This is a genomic window from Paenibacillus hunanensis (assembly GCF_014645615.1).
GTDB lineage: Bacteria > Bacillota > Bacilli > Paenibacillales > Paenibacillaceae > Saccharibacillus > Saccharibacillus hunanensis.
This window is the reverse complement of record NZ_BMMB01000010.1, coordinates 1-15,905: the sequence shown is the minus strand read 5'-3', so window position 1 is coordinate 15,905 and position 15,905 is coordinate 1. Positions and strand designations below refer to the sequence as shown.

Genomic DNA, 15,905 nt, shown 5'->3' with positions numbered 1-15,905 from the left:
GCAAAGCGTTAATCTGCCGAATAGATATAACGCGATTCTTGTTCATAGATAATTTATGACTTTAATTTGTTGTTATACGAATAAAAATGAACGCTTCATATTCTACAAACAGGAATTTACGGCTGAGAGGTCGAAAATATAACTAAGAAACTTAACTTCATCGATTTAAGAATTAAAGATTATGAGGGCCGAACCTATATATTCAAAGTCTAAGTTGTAGTCGAAGGTCGTTGTGGCTGCTCAACGTAAAGATCGGAGGAAGAAGAACGATGATCTATTTTGTACGAAAAAGCGAAGTGGAACAACTTCCATCAGACCCAACTGCGCTGCAACACCGACTGCGACAGATGGTGGATCATAACGAAGCGATTAGTATCGATCGGATGCCTGTTGAGCTACAGCTAGACAGCTTGCAGATGCTTATGGGCAATCCGGTATTTACACCGGTGCTTGTGCAGGGGGAGCATGTGGAGCGATTTTTGCGTTCACCGCTTCGCGGCTATGCAAGTGAGGTGTATATGGAGTCATTAGAGGTCGTAACGAATTATTTGCATGAGCTACAGGAGGAGATTGTTCGTGTATCCGATGTGCTCACCCGTTATCGCAAGGACGATGCGTCACATACGACAGAGCGAGAAAGTATACGTCAGATGCTGATCGATCTGGGTGAACGACGTGAGGTGCTCGCACTGGTGCTACAGAAAATGCGCAGCCGCATCGACGCACAGATGAAGGAAGAAAAAGAACGAATGGCGCGTTACGAGCTGGATGGCGGACAAGTGTGATGGATGTAGGGGAGATCATAGCAGAGCTTTATAGCACTGAGCTAGTGAAGCTTATACAATAAATGATTTATTTTTAATCATGATCCGTGTATAAGTCTAATGATCATAAATGATTATTAATTGCTGGCGTTCGTGTCATCCTATACGTAATGATAAAACGATAAAAAGCAGCTTCTTCACCTAATGAATCTCAGGTGAGAAGCTGCTTTTTTGACTGTAGATACAAGCTATGCAGTCATAGGCTATATCATTATGCAAGTAACACAACGATAGATGTCGTGCGATTCTAGACGCTAGAGACAGCTTGCCAAAAGTACTGTATGCAGTCATAGCTAAGCTATACAGCATAAACATCCTTTTTAGATGAAAACGATCACTTTATTCTGACAAGCCCGCGCTTAATCCAGTGTAGCGATATCGATAACGAAGCGGTAACGTACATCACTCTTCAATACACGCTCGTACGCTTCATCCACCTGGTGAGCATGGATCACTTCGATCTTCGGTGCGATGCCGTGCTCAGCAGCGAAGTCCAGCATTTCCTGTGTTTCGGCAATGCCACCAACGAGTGAGCCGGCAATACTACGGCGACCCATGATGAGCGAGAATACATGATATTGATCCGCTTCAGCCGGAGCACCTACATTGACCAGCGTACCATCTACACGCAGCAGAGACAGATATGCATCCACATTCAGGTTTGCCGATACCGTATTCAGAATCAGGTCGAATTGACCTGCTAGTTCTTTAAATGTATCTGCTTCCTCAGTGGAATAGTAGTGGTGTGCGCCCAGCTCCAGCGCTTCATCTTTTTTGCTTGCTGAACGGCTGAGTGCTGTTACTTCTGCTCCCAGTGCACGAGCAAATTGCAGCGCCAGGTGACCCAGACCACCAACACCGATCACCGCTACCTTTTTACCCGGCCCGATATTCCAGTGCTTGAGTGGTGAGTATGTCGTGATACCCGCACATAGTAGTGGACTGGCTACATCCATTTCCAGTTTGTCGGGAATGCTCACAACAAAGCGATCTGTCACGACAATCTTCTGGCTATACCCGCCATAGGTAGGAGTACCGTCATATTCACGCGAGTTATACGTTTGTACAACGCCTTTGGTGCAATACTGCTCATCTCCACGCTGACAGTATTCGCATTCCCCACAGGAATCCACGAAGCAGCCTACGCCTACACGATCGCCTACAGCGAACTTGGTTACGTCGCTACCTACAGCTTCAACAATACCCGCAATCTCATGACCCGGTACCATTGGGAAAATGCCGCCGCCCCATTCATCATACGCGCTATGAATATCAGAATGGCAAATGCCGCTGAATTTGATATCGATCAAAATGTCATGCGGACGTAGTTCTCTACGCTCAATCGTTGTCTTTTCAAAAGGTGCCTTTGCATGTGATGCACTGAGTACTCGTGTTTGTACCATATTGCCCACTCCTCGTTTTTAAAGTATATTTTCGAACCTCTACTAACTGACAAAGTGACATTAAGTTATGAATGAACACTTACTCATTTATTATATGCAAAATTTAAATAGATGCAATTTTTTGCTATTTTAAACTAATGGCTCACTTTCGATATTCGCCATACTTGTGCCCTGTTGAGAACGTCCAGCATGCTGTAATCTAAAGTCATAGAAAGCAACAACCCCATACACAGGAATAGCTGCAGGCTATTGTGAACACTTCCTTCTTACTTAGCCTTTATCCCGGATCCCTAGTGTTCCTGCTCTCCTGCAGCTGTTCTGTTATTCAGGAGGTTTTACGATGAATACACAGCATAACGACAGCTCATCCGAGCATACTTCTAATATTTCTGCACATTCCAGAGCCGATCATCCATCTCAGCAAGAGCAGAACCCATCGATATCCGTACCCAAGCAACATACAAGCGAGCATGATCTATTCGAAAAAGATAGAAATGAGCAGTGTCCTGCACAATGGATGAATCCTATTTTGCTGCGTCGTTTAGGAAAAGTCGTGCTCCCTTATACAATGAAAAATGACCAGGCTCAAGCATCTGAAAGCGATGAGCTGAGCGATCAAGTACATACACCTAAGCAGCACATCGCTGTCGATCAAGCACTTGCTTCGTTGCTACAAAATATCGAGCAGCTTGGCTATACATTTACACCTGAATTGATTGAGCAGTGTCGCAAGCTATCTGTCGACATGATAGCAGAGCTGTATCAACAAATGGTTCCTGTGTTATCTCAGATGGTTGGAGATCATGTACAGTACGAGCCGATGTATCCTAATTTTCCAGAGCAGGTCATGGAAGCCTCTGCCGCAGAGCTATGGATCAATGCACTCCTGCATTATCGCTTCGGTATTCGTCCCGAATATGATACAATGCTGCGCCCACCTGCGGAAAGAACGGCGCATCTACAACCGATTGGTCTTGCGACAGAAGATACCTGTATTGAAATGCTGCGTAATCTAGCAGCAGCGAATGGTTCATTATCTAATCAGGATAAAGATGATCTTGCTACAGGCTTATGGATGGTTAAAAACGTAGAATGGCTGTTACCTGAACAGATTCCTTATAAAGAAAATGTGGCATTTATCGCTTCCGTGCTATTAGAAGCAGAACGTGCAGATGGGCAGCGATTAAGTGTATATTTTCGTACAGCAACTGATGTGTTGCGTTTAGCCGCAGGTTTGTCTGGACTGCCGACAGATCTGGCTTGGGCGAAAAAATTGCCTCAGCTACGTAATCGCCTGACTAATGTATATAATCTCAATCAGGGCATGCATACACCTCTGTCAGCAGAGCAAGCAGATCATCCGCGAAATGCTTATCATTTCCGTAAGTTTCGCCGAGTAGAGCGTCGATTAATATTAGGACTGCTGGAGCGCGTGGTGAATCCGCTTGAGGATATGGTGCTGTATCGTGAGCAGTGGAAACGGCTGGGAGAGCTACTTCATCCAGGCGAGATGCGAGCTCGTTATCCATATGCTTTTGACGCGTTTACTGCACTGCGCCGTGAACGATCGATTCCAACAATGCGAACAGAGCTGGATCAGGGAATGAAGGAGCATGATCCAGCGGTAATTGCTAAGCTTGGCACACGTCCGGGAGAACTGGCGCGTCGACTGGATGCACTGCTGCGTTCGCAGCCGAAGCATAGTAAGCTGATTATGGAGCAGTTTCAGCTTCATATCGAAGACATGGCTGTGCCTTTACTGCTGCAAATGCTGGCACATTTCAAGCATCGCCAGAAGCGTAGACAATATCGTGTCTTTTTTCCAAAAGGAAATACAGGCAAGGTGGTCGCAATTCCAGATCGCTTACCCGTTTTAAAAAAATCGATCACTATAGAGATTGTGAAGACGATTCAAAGAGAGCTGAAGCGTCGATTCGCTGAACGTTCAGCGCTCGGTTCCGTATATATCGATCCACAGTTACAGCAGATTCCAGTGCCGTGGTCGCAGCGTTCTGCTAGCCAAGCATTACGCGCCTTGCCTCGTGGAAGCCGTGTAGCCCTGCCAGACGGGGATACTGTCCGTTTATTTTGCTGGTGGAAAAATATGGAGGATGAGCATCGTAGCCGTGTCGATATTGATCTGTCTGCGGTGCTGCTTGATCAGGAATGGCAGCATCTTGATACATTAGCGTTTTACAATTTACAGGGGAAATATGGCGTGCATAGTGGCGATATTGTCGATGCGCCTGAAGGTGCTTCTGAATTTATCGATCTGTACCTTTCTCAAGTAAAGAAGCATACACAGGCTCGTTATGTTCTTGTGCAGATTGCTTGTTTTACGGGACAGGCTATTGCGGAGCTGCCAGAGTGCTTTGCTGGCTTTATGATACGCCACGATGAGCGTGCAGGAGAGATTTTTGATCCAGCGACTGTACAGGCGAAGTTTGATCTGACGGTAGAGGCACAGCAAGCGGTTCCGTTTGCAGTTGATTTGCACACGCGTGAGATCATTTGGATGGATGCGATCGTACGTAATCGTAGCTTCCGCATAACAGCAGCAGATAATATGACAGGTTTACAAATGCTGGGGCATGCCTTTACCGATCTACGTCGACCGATGCTGTCAGAGCTGTTCACCTTGCACGCAGAGGCAAGAGGGAAGATTGTACATCGCATCGAAGATGCAGATACTGTATTTGCGTTAGAACAGGGTATTACACCATATCAGACGGATGTGATTTTGGCGGAGTATTTGTAAGAGGTATGAAAGAGTAGGAGTAATTATTCTGATAATTGTGCGCATAGGTAGCATACCACTAGTAGTTTTAAAGAGTTTCGTTTATCGTATTCCAAAAGTGCAGGTTTGAGATTGGAAAGTATCTGTCTCGAATCTGCACTTTTAGAATTTTACGCAAATGCGTATAGTAATTTTATAAAAAGGATGTGCGAAATAGGTGCAAAGTAAGTAAAAAGTAAACGTGCGTGAGCAGAAATAAGACAAGGGAATAAGAAGAAATAATATAAAAACGTATAAAATAAATGATAAAAGCCAGTTATTATAGCCATATAAAAAATAATACAAAAGCAATAGAACAAGTATTCTAACAACGAATATATAATAATCAATTTATCATTATTTTACATAATTATAATTATGTATATAAATAAAGATTGTTTAAAATTATATCGCGATAATGTATAAAAAGCTTCGATTACGGGTAAGTGGATAAAAGGATATACAAGTGGGACAGAATGAGTCGTATGTAACGACTATTCGTCCTTGAGACTGTGCTACACCTTATGCTGAAGAGATTGTCATTCCGTTCTTTGTGTGCGTAGATGTAGCACAGCCCACGTATCATCGTTATTTCGCTAGGAAGCTTAAACTGACTTTCACCAACGAAGGGAGCATTTCATATGACAACCGAAAATCTGAATGCCGCAGCATCAGGCACGTTTACGATTGGCGGCGACCTAAAGGTTAATCGTCTTGGCTATGGAAGTATGCAGCTTACAGGTAAAGGCGTTTGGGGCGATCCGAAGGACCCCGATGAAGCTGTGCGTGTCTTGCAGCGTGCCGTTGAGCTAGGTGTGAATTTTATCGATACTGCCGATTCCTATGGCCCATTCGTGGCAGAACAGCTTATTCGCAAGGCACTACACCCCTATAAGGATGATCTAGTGATTGCGACAAAAGCAGGTCTAACTCGCTCCGGTCCGAACGATTGGCGTCCAGTGGGTCGTCCAGAATACTTACGTCAGCAAGCTGAGCTAAGCCTGCGTCATCTGGGTCTGGAGCGTATCGATCTATTCCAGCTGCACCGGATTGATCCGAAGGTGCCGTTAGAAGATCAGCTGGGCGAGCTGGAGAAGCTGCGTCAGGAAGGCAAAATTCGTCATATTGGCTTGAGCGAAGTAAGTGTAGAAGAATTACATAAAGCCAGCAAAATTACTAAAATTGCTTCTGTGCAGAACCTGTACAATCTATCCACGCGCAAGGCTGAGGATTTGCTAGAGGAAGCAGAGAAGCATGATATTGCCTTTATCCCATGGTTCCCACTGGCAACTGGTAAGCTTGCTCGTGAGGGCGGCCCTTTGGATGAAATCTCCAAGCGTCTCGATGCGAAGCCTGCTCAGGTTGCACTGGCTTGGCTACTACGCCGCTCGCCAGTGATCCTGCCAATTCCAGGTACATCTACGGTATCGCATTTGGATGAAAATATTGAGGCGGCGCATCTGCAATTGAGCGATGAGGATTTTGAAACGCTGGATAAGCTATCGGAGTAAGAAGATAAGCTTTTAAATATAGCTGGTCATTATAATTATGAAACCTCGGGTGTGTACGAAGCACATTCGAGGTTTTTGTTATTTTATGTAGTACAACATAACAAACAGCCTTAAAGCACAGAAGTACACTGCTAGCTGAACATCTGGTCAATCTAAAGCCTCTATTGTCCACAATATATTTTACTTTACTATTCACCTATCAGCCGCTATCCTCGCCCCTGCAATAATATACTATAGCAATTCTCACCAGACAGTTATATTGATATACAAACAACGAGCTACACCGGAAAGGGGTTTGTATATGAGTATGCTGTCTTTTATTTTGTACTGCTTTATTGTTACATTTACACCGGGGCCGAGTAATATTCTTATTCTATCGATCGCCAACAAGGAGGGCACGGCGCAGGCGCTTCGGTATACGTATGGAGCGACCGTAGCCTTCGGATTATTGCTGGCGGCATCGGCAACGCTTAATAGTGTGCTAGCAGCTATTTTGCCTCGTATTATGCTGGGAATGCAGATTGTAGGTAGTCTGTACATGCTGTATCTGGCATATCAGATTTCACGTAAAAGCAAGCCTGCGTCTGGCAATAAAGAGGCGCCTACTACAGCAGGACTCGATACGTTCCGCTCTGGTTTTATCACCCAGTTTGTGAATCCTAAGGTGATTATGTTCACGATGACGGTCATTCCAACCTTTATTATGCCGTATTATTCCGCTGTACCTGCGCTACTGGCAGGCGTGTTCGGCATCACCCTGATCGGATTTCTTGCCTATACAACGTGGGTGATGTTTGGTACAATTTTCAAAACGTTTTTGCAACGGAATCAACGTATTACTAATCTGGTCATGACAGCATTTCTCGTCTATGCAGCGGTAATGATGTGGGTATAAGGAGGACGACAGCATGAATCCAACCGAACGCTTTCAATATAAAAAAGCAGCAGGCATCACAATGCTGTCTGCCAGTATTCAGGATTTTACGTACAAGCGGCATTCGCATCAGGAGTATTCATTTGGGGTGACACTACGTGGAATCCAGCGCTTTACGATGGATGGAAGTCTGCATTTATCTCATTCCAGCGGTGTCATGATGTTCAACCCGGAGCAGGCGCATGATGGTATGGCCAATGGCAGGGAAGGGCTCGATTATGTGATGCTCTATGTCGACCCGGATATGCTGACCGAAGCAGCCGGGCAAAAGGATTGGCTTCGTTTCTCCTCGCCGGTCGTATATGATCCCTTGCTCAATCGACGTATTCTTGAACTATCTCAAGCGATGACGCAGAGTGGTGATGATGCGCTCTGTACGGAGCGTCTCGTCGCGCTAGCAGATAGCCTCGTTCATAACGATCTCACATCAAGCCCTACACAGGACCCGGGCTTGATTCGCAAAGCGAAGGAGATGCTGCATGCGGATCTAGGCGGTGTAATGAAGCTAGATGAGATCGGTCAGGAACTGGAGTTGTCCAAATTCCAATTCATTCGCATGTTCAAGGCACAAACTGGCATTTCGCCCTATCAGTACTTTTTAAATCGTAAAATTGAACACGCCAAGCATCTCATTGAGCAAAAGAAGGATGTGTACGCAGCCGTAACCGAATGCGGGTTCACAGACCTCACGCATTTGAACAAGCATTTTAAAAGTGTGTATGGCATTACAGCGTACGAATATAGGATGTATCTTGGCTAAAATCTTGATATAAAGCGATCACAGGATGTATAGCAGTTAGCCAGGCACGTATAAATAAAATAGAACTTGAAGCAAAAGCCCCTATGTTCAATACATAGGGGCTTCTTCCATTCATGCATTCATATCACGCATTCACATTCAATATATTACCGTACTTCTGCTTGAGCTGCTTAATATCTGCACGCGGTGGAGCGCCAAACATCCGCGCATATTCACGACTGAATTGCGAAGCACTCTCATAGCCGACACGGAAGGCGACATCCGCAGCATCTGCCGACTCAGATAGCAGTATGCGGCGTGCTTCCTGCAAACGAACCTGCTTTTGGAATTGCAGAGGACTCATCGCAGTGACTTCTTTGAAGTTGCGATGGAAGGATGAGACGCTCATGCTCGCCATTTCGGCAAGCTCGTCCACACGAAGCGGCTGCTCATAATGACGGGTAATCTGCTCAATCACTTCGCGGATACGATAGGAGCTACTACCTTCCAGTGCGATCTGTGCCAGCATCGAGCCAAAGCCACCTTGCAATAGCTTGTACAGAATCTCCTTTACAAATAAGGGAGCGAGAAAAGAAATATCTTTTGGCTGATCGAGTAGCTTGGTCAAGCGTATAACCGCATCCAGGAGCGTAGGCTCGGTCTGACCGACAAACAGTGCGCGCCTGGCAGTTTCACGCGTGGGCTGCGTCAGATCAGTTTCATTTAAGACTTCAAGAATCTGAGTTTGCGAAAATTCCAGCTTAAAGCTGAGATAAGGTTCTGCTTGAGAGGCTTGTACGACCTGACCTACGACAGGAAGGTTCATCGAAGCGATCAAATAATTACTGGGTCCGTACGACAGGTGCTCATTTGCTAGAAAAATATCCTTAGCTCCACTCGCAATGCAGCAGAAGCAGGGCTTATATACCTGATACGCTTTGTCGGTCATTTCACGGTGATGAATTAAGAGTAAGGAAGGAACGGCCGTTTGGAATACGCCTTCCTCCGGGCAATGGTGCAGGATGAGAGCAGCCAGCTCATGATGCTGGGTGTAGATGCGCTCAGACATAGGCATTCTCCTTTGGAATCGTTCTATTTATACGAGTACATGCTCGCTAGAAGGCGAGTAGATGTATACGACATGGACTGTAATTGATTATACCTTGCCTATTATTGCTCTGAAAATGGACATGATAGAATTAGGCAATCATTCAATATGAATGAGATACCTCCCTGATCTTGTTTACAAGCATACTATATTCATAGCTACTGCATCTGTATAGCTACGGATGCTATTACAGGATAAGGGAGGTGAAGACGGCTACGTATCGAATGATAGGATGATGGATTATTTTGTTAGCGGAATTTGTATATATCCAACATAACAAATGATCCTATACGGTTACGTAGCTGTGCTTATGCGTCAATGGATACGTTATTTTGAACTCGCTTTAATTCGTCGCCTGAATACCTTGATCAAGCACAAGTCAGAACCAACATTTCGCGTGCTATATGAGGAATCGCTACACCGACTTATGCAAAAGCATGCGGTACAGAATTATCGCAGATCATCGTTGCATCGTGTACAAACCTATTTTCACACTTCATCTCGCTAATTATGAAGGGAGCAATCGATACGATGGAATATACAAAGTTAGGACACACAGGTCTGGACATCTCACGTATTTGTCTGGGATGTATGGGATTTGGCGATGCTAGTCGCTGGGTACATGAATGGGTACTGAATGAGGAGGATAGCCGTAAAGTTATCAAGCATGCGCTGGAGCTAGGCATTAATTTCTTCGATACAGCTAATATCTATTCCATGGGGACAAGTGAAGAGTATGTCGGCCGTGCACTGAAGGAATATGCGAATCGCGATGAGGTTGTTATTGCGACAAAAGTATTCAGCCGCATGCACGAAGGCCCGAATGGTGCAGGCTTGTCTCGCAAAGCGATCATGAGTGAGATCGATAAAAGCCTACAACGCCTGGGCACCGATTATGTTGATCTGTATCAGATTCACCGCTGGGACTATGCGACACCGATCGAAGAAACGATGGAAGCGATGCATGATCTGGTGAAAATGGGCAAGGTGCGCTATATCGGTGCTTCTGCGATGTACGCATGGCAGTTCCAGAAGGCGCTTCATGTGGCAGAGAAGAATAATTGGACACGCTTTGTCTCTATGCAAAATCACCTGAACCTGCTCTATCGCGAGGAAGAGCGCGAAATGCTGCCACTATGTATAGATCAGAAAATAGGCGTTATTCCGTACAGTCCGCTTGCTTCGGGACGCTTAACACGTGATCTGGATACCACGACACTTCGCTCTGAAACGGACAACGTACAAAAGTCCAAATACGATGCGACTATGGATACTGATCGTACGATTATCGAACGCGTAGCCGAGCTAGCCAATCGCTATGGCGTATCCCGCGCTCAGATTGCAACAGCCTGGATTCTGCAAAAGAACCCGGTCAGTGCCCCGATCATTGGAGCTACGAAAATATCGCATTTAGAGGACGCTGCTGGAGCATTGAATGTAAAGTTGAGTGCGGAGGATGTAGCGTTTTTGGAAGAGCCATATGTACCGCATGCGGTTGTGGGAGCGAATTAAGAACTGGAGTTATGAGCAAAGAGTAGGAAAGATATTCGTAAAAAAATCTACTCCATACGTGAGTAACTACACTACAACTATCATTAGATATTTAGACCGATCCTGTGTAGCTAGATGAAGCAGGATCGGTTTTTTGTGCTTTTGTGCTGGCGATTCATATCGTAAAAAAATCATTTTACGAGCGGCATGAAACCAACATTATCGTGATAGCGCAGTAATCATTTTATCGACAATCGATAGTTATCGAAGTCGAATCCGTCGAATTAAGTGTGATAAACCAACTAAAATTATTATTTCATTATATGAAAAATTCACAAAAATAAAATAAGTATACTAAGCTCATATGATATCGTGCAACATACGAGCAATATTGCTACCAACATAAGTATAAAAAGAAATACTTCAACTCCAGCAAATAAACAATAGAAAATCGGAAAAATAGTACACCTCAATTACACCCACCTATCAGCTACAAGCTTCAACCCTATTCATCTTCAAGCATCCATGACTCCCAAACGTTTTATATCACCGGGCGTTCCAATTTTCCAATATCACTCAAAACATTTGGTTTCCTATCCGATTTTTGTTAATCTGAATATACCTCACGAGTAGTATGTCATAAGCAAGGTTATACTTCTATACACTACGGAAGATGGAGGATACATAATCATGACAACGAAGCATCAAGTAGATCAATTAGCAATTGTTGAGTACGAGCCGCGTTATGCTGCATCAATCGCCGATATGTGGAATGCAAGCCAGGAGAGCTGGGGTGGTGAGAGTGCACTGCATACGGAGCAAATGGTTTTACAGGAGCATCATAATAGCCCGCATTTGAATATCTTTCTCGCAGTTATCGGTGAGAAGGTGATCGGGTATTGTAGCTTTTCGCATTATAAGGAAGATGTAGGAGCATTGTATATCGCACTGCTGAATGTACGCCCAGAATATCACGGGCAAAAGGTTGGTAAGAAGCTGGTACTTCGCGCGGTAGAAGAAACGATTAAGCTGGGGTGGCCTCGGGTCGATCTATACACATGGCCAGGCAACGTCAAAGCTGTACCCGCTTACAAAAAAGCCGGATTTTTCTGGGAGCGTCGTGAGGATGTAACCCATCTGATCAACCTGATTCCATCCGTGCTGCAAACGCCTGCTGTTCAGCCGTTTTTTGAAACGATTGATTGGTACAATGACAGCATTCGTGAGATTGCTACCCAGCCCGATGGAAACGGAGAACATGGTTTTGATTATTTTACTTATGAATGGCGTAAGGCTGATCTGTATCTACGAATGGAATATGAACGTACGGGACGCGGTCTGCGTCTGATTGAAACAGATGATTATCTGATCCAAGCTACGATTCCGAAGCAGCATCGCTTACCCTTTGGCGCTAGCTATCCGATCGAGTATGAGCTGATTAACAAGTCAGGCAAGCCGCTTCATGTAGATATCCAATCCCGTAGCCATAAAGGAATCGAATGGTCGTTACAAGCATCTACAGACGTAGTTCATCACGAGACGATTCAAGCCACCTTCGAATTAAAGCCGATCGAGGAGGAGCAAGATCCGTTTCAAACGCATCCAGTCGTTGAGGCTGAGCTGCGTATTAACGGAAAGCTCGCTATATTCAAGCTCGGCGTAGAGCCCCGCTTCCCCGTTCGTGTCAAAATGAACCTTCCACAGCAAACTTGGTATGCAGGCAGAGAGCAGGAGCTGGAAGTATCGCTTGAGAATGAATACGATACCGAACAGACATACCGAATCCGCTGGCCTGAACATCCATTGCTAGCCTTCCGCGAGCCTGAGTCGATCGTGCGTGTTCCAGCACAGGGTCGTCATGCGATCAAGGTAAAAGCAACGCTGCTGGATTATGGCATCTGGTATCAATCGCTGGTGATTGAGCGAGCTACCAAAGGCGCAACGGGCGCTATGGAGCAGCCTGCAACGGATCATGAAGCTTCAACTACAAGCGATGAATCTGTACGTGGCGATCATGCTTCGTCTGAAGCTCCACTTGATACAAGCTATGTCCAGGTGTTGGAGCAACCTGTTAGTCTGGTTTTTCCTGGTGCAGGGTCTACTTTTGGCGGTCAGACAGCCGAGGGCTGGGTAGCATCGAATGGATTGTATCATGTTCATCTGAATAAGCTAACCAACGAGCTGACGATGTATAAAGGAACCGAGTCTGGCGGTATGATCAAGCATCCTCAATTTGGATTGCCTTATGATAATGCGTTTAAGCAGGATCGAGCGATTCGGGTGTCATTCCAGCATGGGGATTCATTTACGATGGAAGCCGAATATGAGCTGGAGTCGCTTCAGCTGCGCCTGATCACCAGTATCCGAATGTATCAGAACGGAATTATTACTCATCACCATCAGGTGAGCAACACCACGGAACAGGATCGTACCGAACCGTTATTTTTAAAAACAAAATTTGAGATGTCGTTCGAAAATAGTATTCTCCCTTACCAGAATCGGTATGTTGATACCGCGCAGGGACCAGCTGCATCGTTTGGCGATTACTGGGTGCTGGAGGAAATCACTGAAAACTGGATTTTCCGCCGTCGGCAGCAAAATAACTGGGGAATCACATGGCCACAGGAGCGTACTTTGCTTCGAGATCACTGGCTGTATGCGTTAGAGCATCCATTAGGCACGTTGCAGGCTGGAGCAACAGTCAGTACGCCGCCGTTAACGATTGCAGGTGGTACATGGAGTAGCTGGCAGGATTTTCGTGCATTTGCGCTGCAAATCGGAAATGAAGAGCCGCTACGTACCGAGCCATCGCTGGATATTCTACTAAACGAAGGTAATCCATTCCTATCCTCCCAGCAGGCTGAATTGAAGATCATCGAACGTAAAAACACCACATTAAGTGGTACGATTATCGCTTCCTCAGATCAGTGGATGAAGCGTCAGCAGTTTGAGCTGGCACAGGCTGATCAGCTGTCAACATGGCAGGATTCACTGACTTTAGAGCCTGTTACACCGGGGGAGCTGGATGTCCTTGAGGTCGTAATGGATATGGATACGTATGAGTTGAAGCAGAAGCGCCTCTTGATTCCTGTATCTGATGAGCCGATGATCAGCAGCGTTATGCAGACGGCTGAAGGGGATGTTCATTGTGTTCGTAATGGTGTGTTAGAGTTTAAGATTAGTGAGCAGTTTGCTCCGGTCGTATTCTCCTTACAGCATGATGGTGTGGAATGGCTGGAGTCTTCTTTTCCAACACCAGGACCGAAAGCATGGTGGAATCCATGGACAGGCGGATTAACGGTGCAGATCAAAGGCATGTCCGCTGCAAGCATGTTGAAGCAGCCGCGAACGGTGTCATTTACTGATATTAAGGATTCACATGGCAATCACTGGTATGGTGTAGCTATCGATGTCCAGATTACAGATCATGACGTCTATAAAGGATTGTCGCTACGTCAATACTATGTGACATTACCAGGTGCTCCGGTGCTTGCATCCTTCGTACATGTCCGTCAACAGACAGGCAATAGCTTTGCACCACTGGTCATTCGTCAATGGAACTATTGGAAGGCGAGCGAGCAGCTAAAGGATAGCCGAGCTTCACTGCGTAATAGAGCAGGTGAATCGATTGTCTATAAAGCAGGCAAGGCAGAGTACCAGACTGGTGCGCCAACAGGAGTTATCCGTTTGGGCTCACATGAACGAACATATCAGATGAATATGATCACAGACACCGAGCATAATCAGAGCGGCATTCTGGTGGATGCTGCTGTCGTATTAACGGAAATGTCAGAGGATATGCATACTCATCATGGTGACGAAGACATGACCACACCGCAATTCCTGGTATTTTCTGAAAACGAATTAGCGGATGAAGTATTCGCTGAGCTAAAACAGATTCGTTTCGATCAACATCTGAATTCAAGCGAATGAGTTCCAAATAAGTGATATGTAGAGCACGCGACATGAGTAGCAGACAGCAATAAACGAGCTTTTTATCATACAAACAATAACTCTACTGTAGAGGAGCCAGATATGAAAATCATTGATGCGCATATCCACTTTTCCGAGATTGAAGCATTCCATGATACCGCACGTACGCTTGCATCGATTGACTATACAACAGATGGGCTACTGGCTGAATTCGCCGCTTCGAATGTTGTTGCTGCTGTCGGAATGGGCGTAACCGAGACGGTAGCAGGCGCTTTCCCGGATAAAAAGGCGGCTAACCCGATGCTGCTTGATCTGAATGATCGTATTCCACACAATGTGTTTACCTGTGTAGGCATTAATCCGGAGACATTGCACGAACCCGGGCAAATCGAGGCGCTTGAGCAGTCTCTATCTGATCCGCGTGTAGTCGGCTTCAAGCTGTATGCGGGTTACTATCACTACCATGTTGGCGACCCGATCTATGATCCGGTATATGAGCTTGCCCGTCGCTATCAGCTGCCTGTCGTTATTCATGGCGGTTTGACGTATGCCGATCAAGGGCTGCTGCAATACTCGCATCCGCTAGCGATGGAGGAGACATTTGTGAAGCATCGCGATATCACCTTTATGCTCTGTCATCTGGGCGATCCGTGGGTACTGGATGCTTCAGCCATGCTGGAGAAAAATCCGAATCTGTACGCTGATCTGTCCGGTTGGATTGTAGGCGATGGAGCTAAGGTACAGCGCTTGATGGGCGAGCAGACGTATGTGGATCATTTTAAGCGTGCAATTGTATTTTCGGAAAAGTATGATCGTTTGCTATTCGGCACCGATTGGCCGCTTGTGCCGCTGGATGCATGGATTGGCTTTATCAAGCATCTGATTCCAGAGCCGCATTGGGAGGATGTATTTTATAATAATGCTTTGACCGTGTTTCCGCGATTGAGGAAATGGATGGAGCAGCAGGGATCGTTGGGGCAACATAGCTAGCGTCTGGATGTAATCCTGAAATATAGTACAGCTCTGAAGAGAATAGCTAAACGTTCTTAAAATGATATATCAACTAAAATATACAAAAGAGCTGCGAACAGATCATTGCCATCTGCTTGCAGCTCTTTTTTTATAAGACGGATTGTCAAGCCAAGTGCGACAGTTCCTCTGAAAAGGATTCGTGAGCGGTTCTCCA

General features: G+C 45.6%; 10 protein-coding genes. 8 read left to right on the top strand and 2 right to left on the bottom strand.

What is annotated here, in order from left to right:
* Positions 1-269: 269 nt before the first annotated feature.
* The gene (locus IEX62_RS19710; protein WP_188777484.1) at positions 270-785 is read left to right on the top strand and encodes a hypothetical protein; all 516 of its coding nucleotides are present in this window, start codon (positions 270-272) and stop codon (positions 783-785) included.
* Positions 786-1,183: 398 nt separating this feature from the next.
* On the opposite strand, the gene IEX62_RS19705 is transcribed toward IEX62_RS19710, so the two are convergent.
* Positions 1,184-2,236 carry an NAD(P)-dependent alcohol dehydrogenase gene (locus IEX62_RS19705; protein ID WP_188777482.1) on the bottom strand — a complete coding sequence of 351 codons (1,053 nt, stop codon included), beginning with the start codon at positions 2,234-2,236 and terminating at the stop codon, positions 1,184-1,186.
* Between the two features lie 331 nt (positions 2,237-2,567).
* Here IEX62_RS19705 and IEX62_RS19700 point away from each other — a divergent pair, with 331 nt between their 5' ends.
* The 4 genes from IEX62_RS19700 (at position 2,568) to IEX62_RS19685 (ending at position 8,208) form a co-directional block, all read left to right on the top strand.
* Entirely contained in the window at positions 2,568-4,985 is a 2,418-nt protein-coding gene (locus IEX62_RS19700; RefSeq protein WP_188777480.1) for a TerD family protein, read from the top strand.
* Between the two features lie 659 nt (positions 4,986-5,644).
* Complete coding sequence (locus IEX62_RS19695; RefSeq protein ID WP_188777478.1) at positions 5,645-6,514, top strand: aldo/keto reductase; 870 nt, start codon at positions 5,645-5,647, stop codon at positions 6,512-6,514.
* 301 nt (positions 6,515-6,815) lie between these two features.
* The gene (locus IEX62_RS19690) at positions 6,816-7,409 is read left to right on the top strand and encodes a LysE family translocator (protein WP_188777476.1); all 594 of its coding nucleotides are present in this window, start codon (positions 6,816-6,818) and stop codon (positions 7,407-7,409) included.
* Positions 7,410-7,422: 13 nt separating this feature from the next.
* Positions 7,423-8,208, top strand: coding sequence for an AraC family transcriptional regulator (locus IEX62_RS19685; RefSeq protein ID WP_188777474.1), 786 nt, complete (start codon positions 7,423-7,425; stop codon positions 8,206-8,208).
* Positions 8,209-8,332: 124 nt separating this feature from the next.
* On the opposite strand, the gene IEX62_RS19680 is transcribed toward IEX62_RS19685, so the two are convergent.
* Positions 8,333-9,256, bottom strand: a complete 924-nt coding sequence (locus IEX62_RS19680; protein ID WP_188777472.1) for an AraC family transcriptional regulator — start codon at positions 9,254-9,256, stop codon at positions 8,333-8,335.
* Positions 9,257-9,826: 570 nt separating this feature from the next.
* Between IEX62_RS19680 and IEX62_RS19675 the strand changes: the two genes are divergently transcribed.
* The 3 genes from IEX62_RS19675 (at position 9,827) to IEX62_RS19665 (ending at position 15,709) form a co-directional block, all read left to right on the top strand.
* Positions 9,827-10,807, top strand: a complete 981-nt coding sequence (locus IEX62_RS19675; RefSeq protein WP_188777469.1) for an aldo/keto reductase — start codon at positions 9,827-9,829, stop codon at positions 10,805-10,807.
* Positions 10,808-11,476: 669 nt separating this feature from the next.
* Positions 11,477-14,719 carry a GNAT family N-acetyltransferase gene (locus IEX62_RS19670; RefSeq protein ID WP_188777467.1) on the top strand — a complete coding sequence of 1,081 codons (3,243 nt, stop codon included), beginning with the start codon at positions 11,477-11,479 and terminating at the stop codon, positions 14,717-14,719.
* 102 nt (positions 14,720-14,821) lie between these two features.
* On the top strand, positions 14,822-15,709 hold the full coding sequence (locus tag IEX62_RS19665) for an amidohydrolase family protein (RefSeq protein WP_188777465.1): 888 nt from the start codon (positions 14,822-14,824) through the stop codon (positions 15,707-15,709).
* The last annotated feature ends 196 nt before the right edge of the window (positions 15,710-15,905 follow it).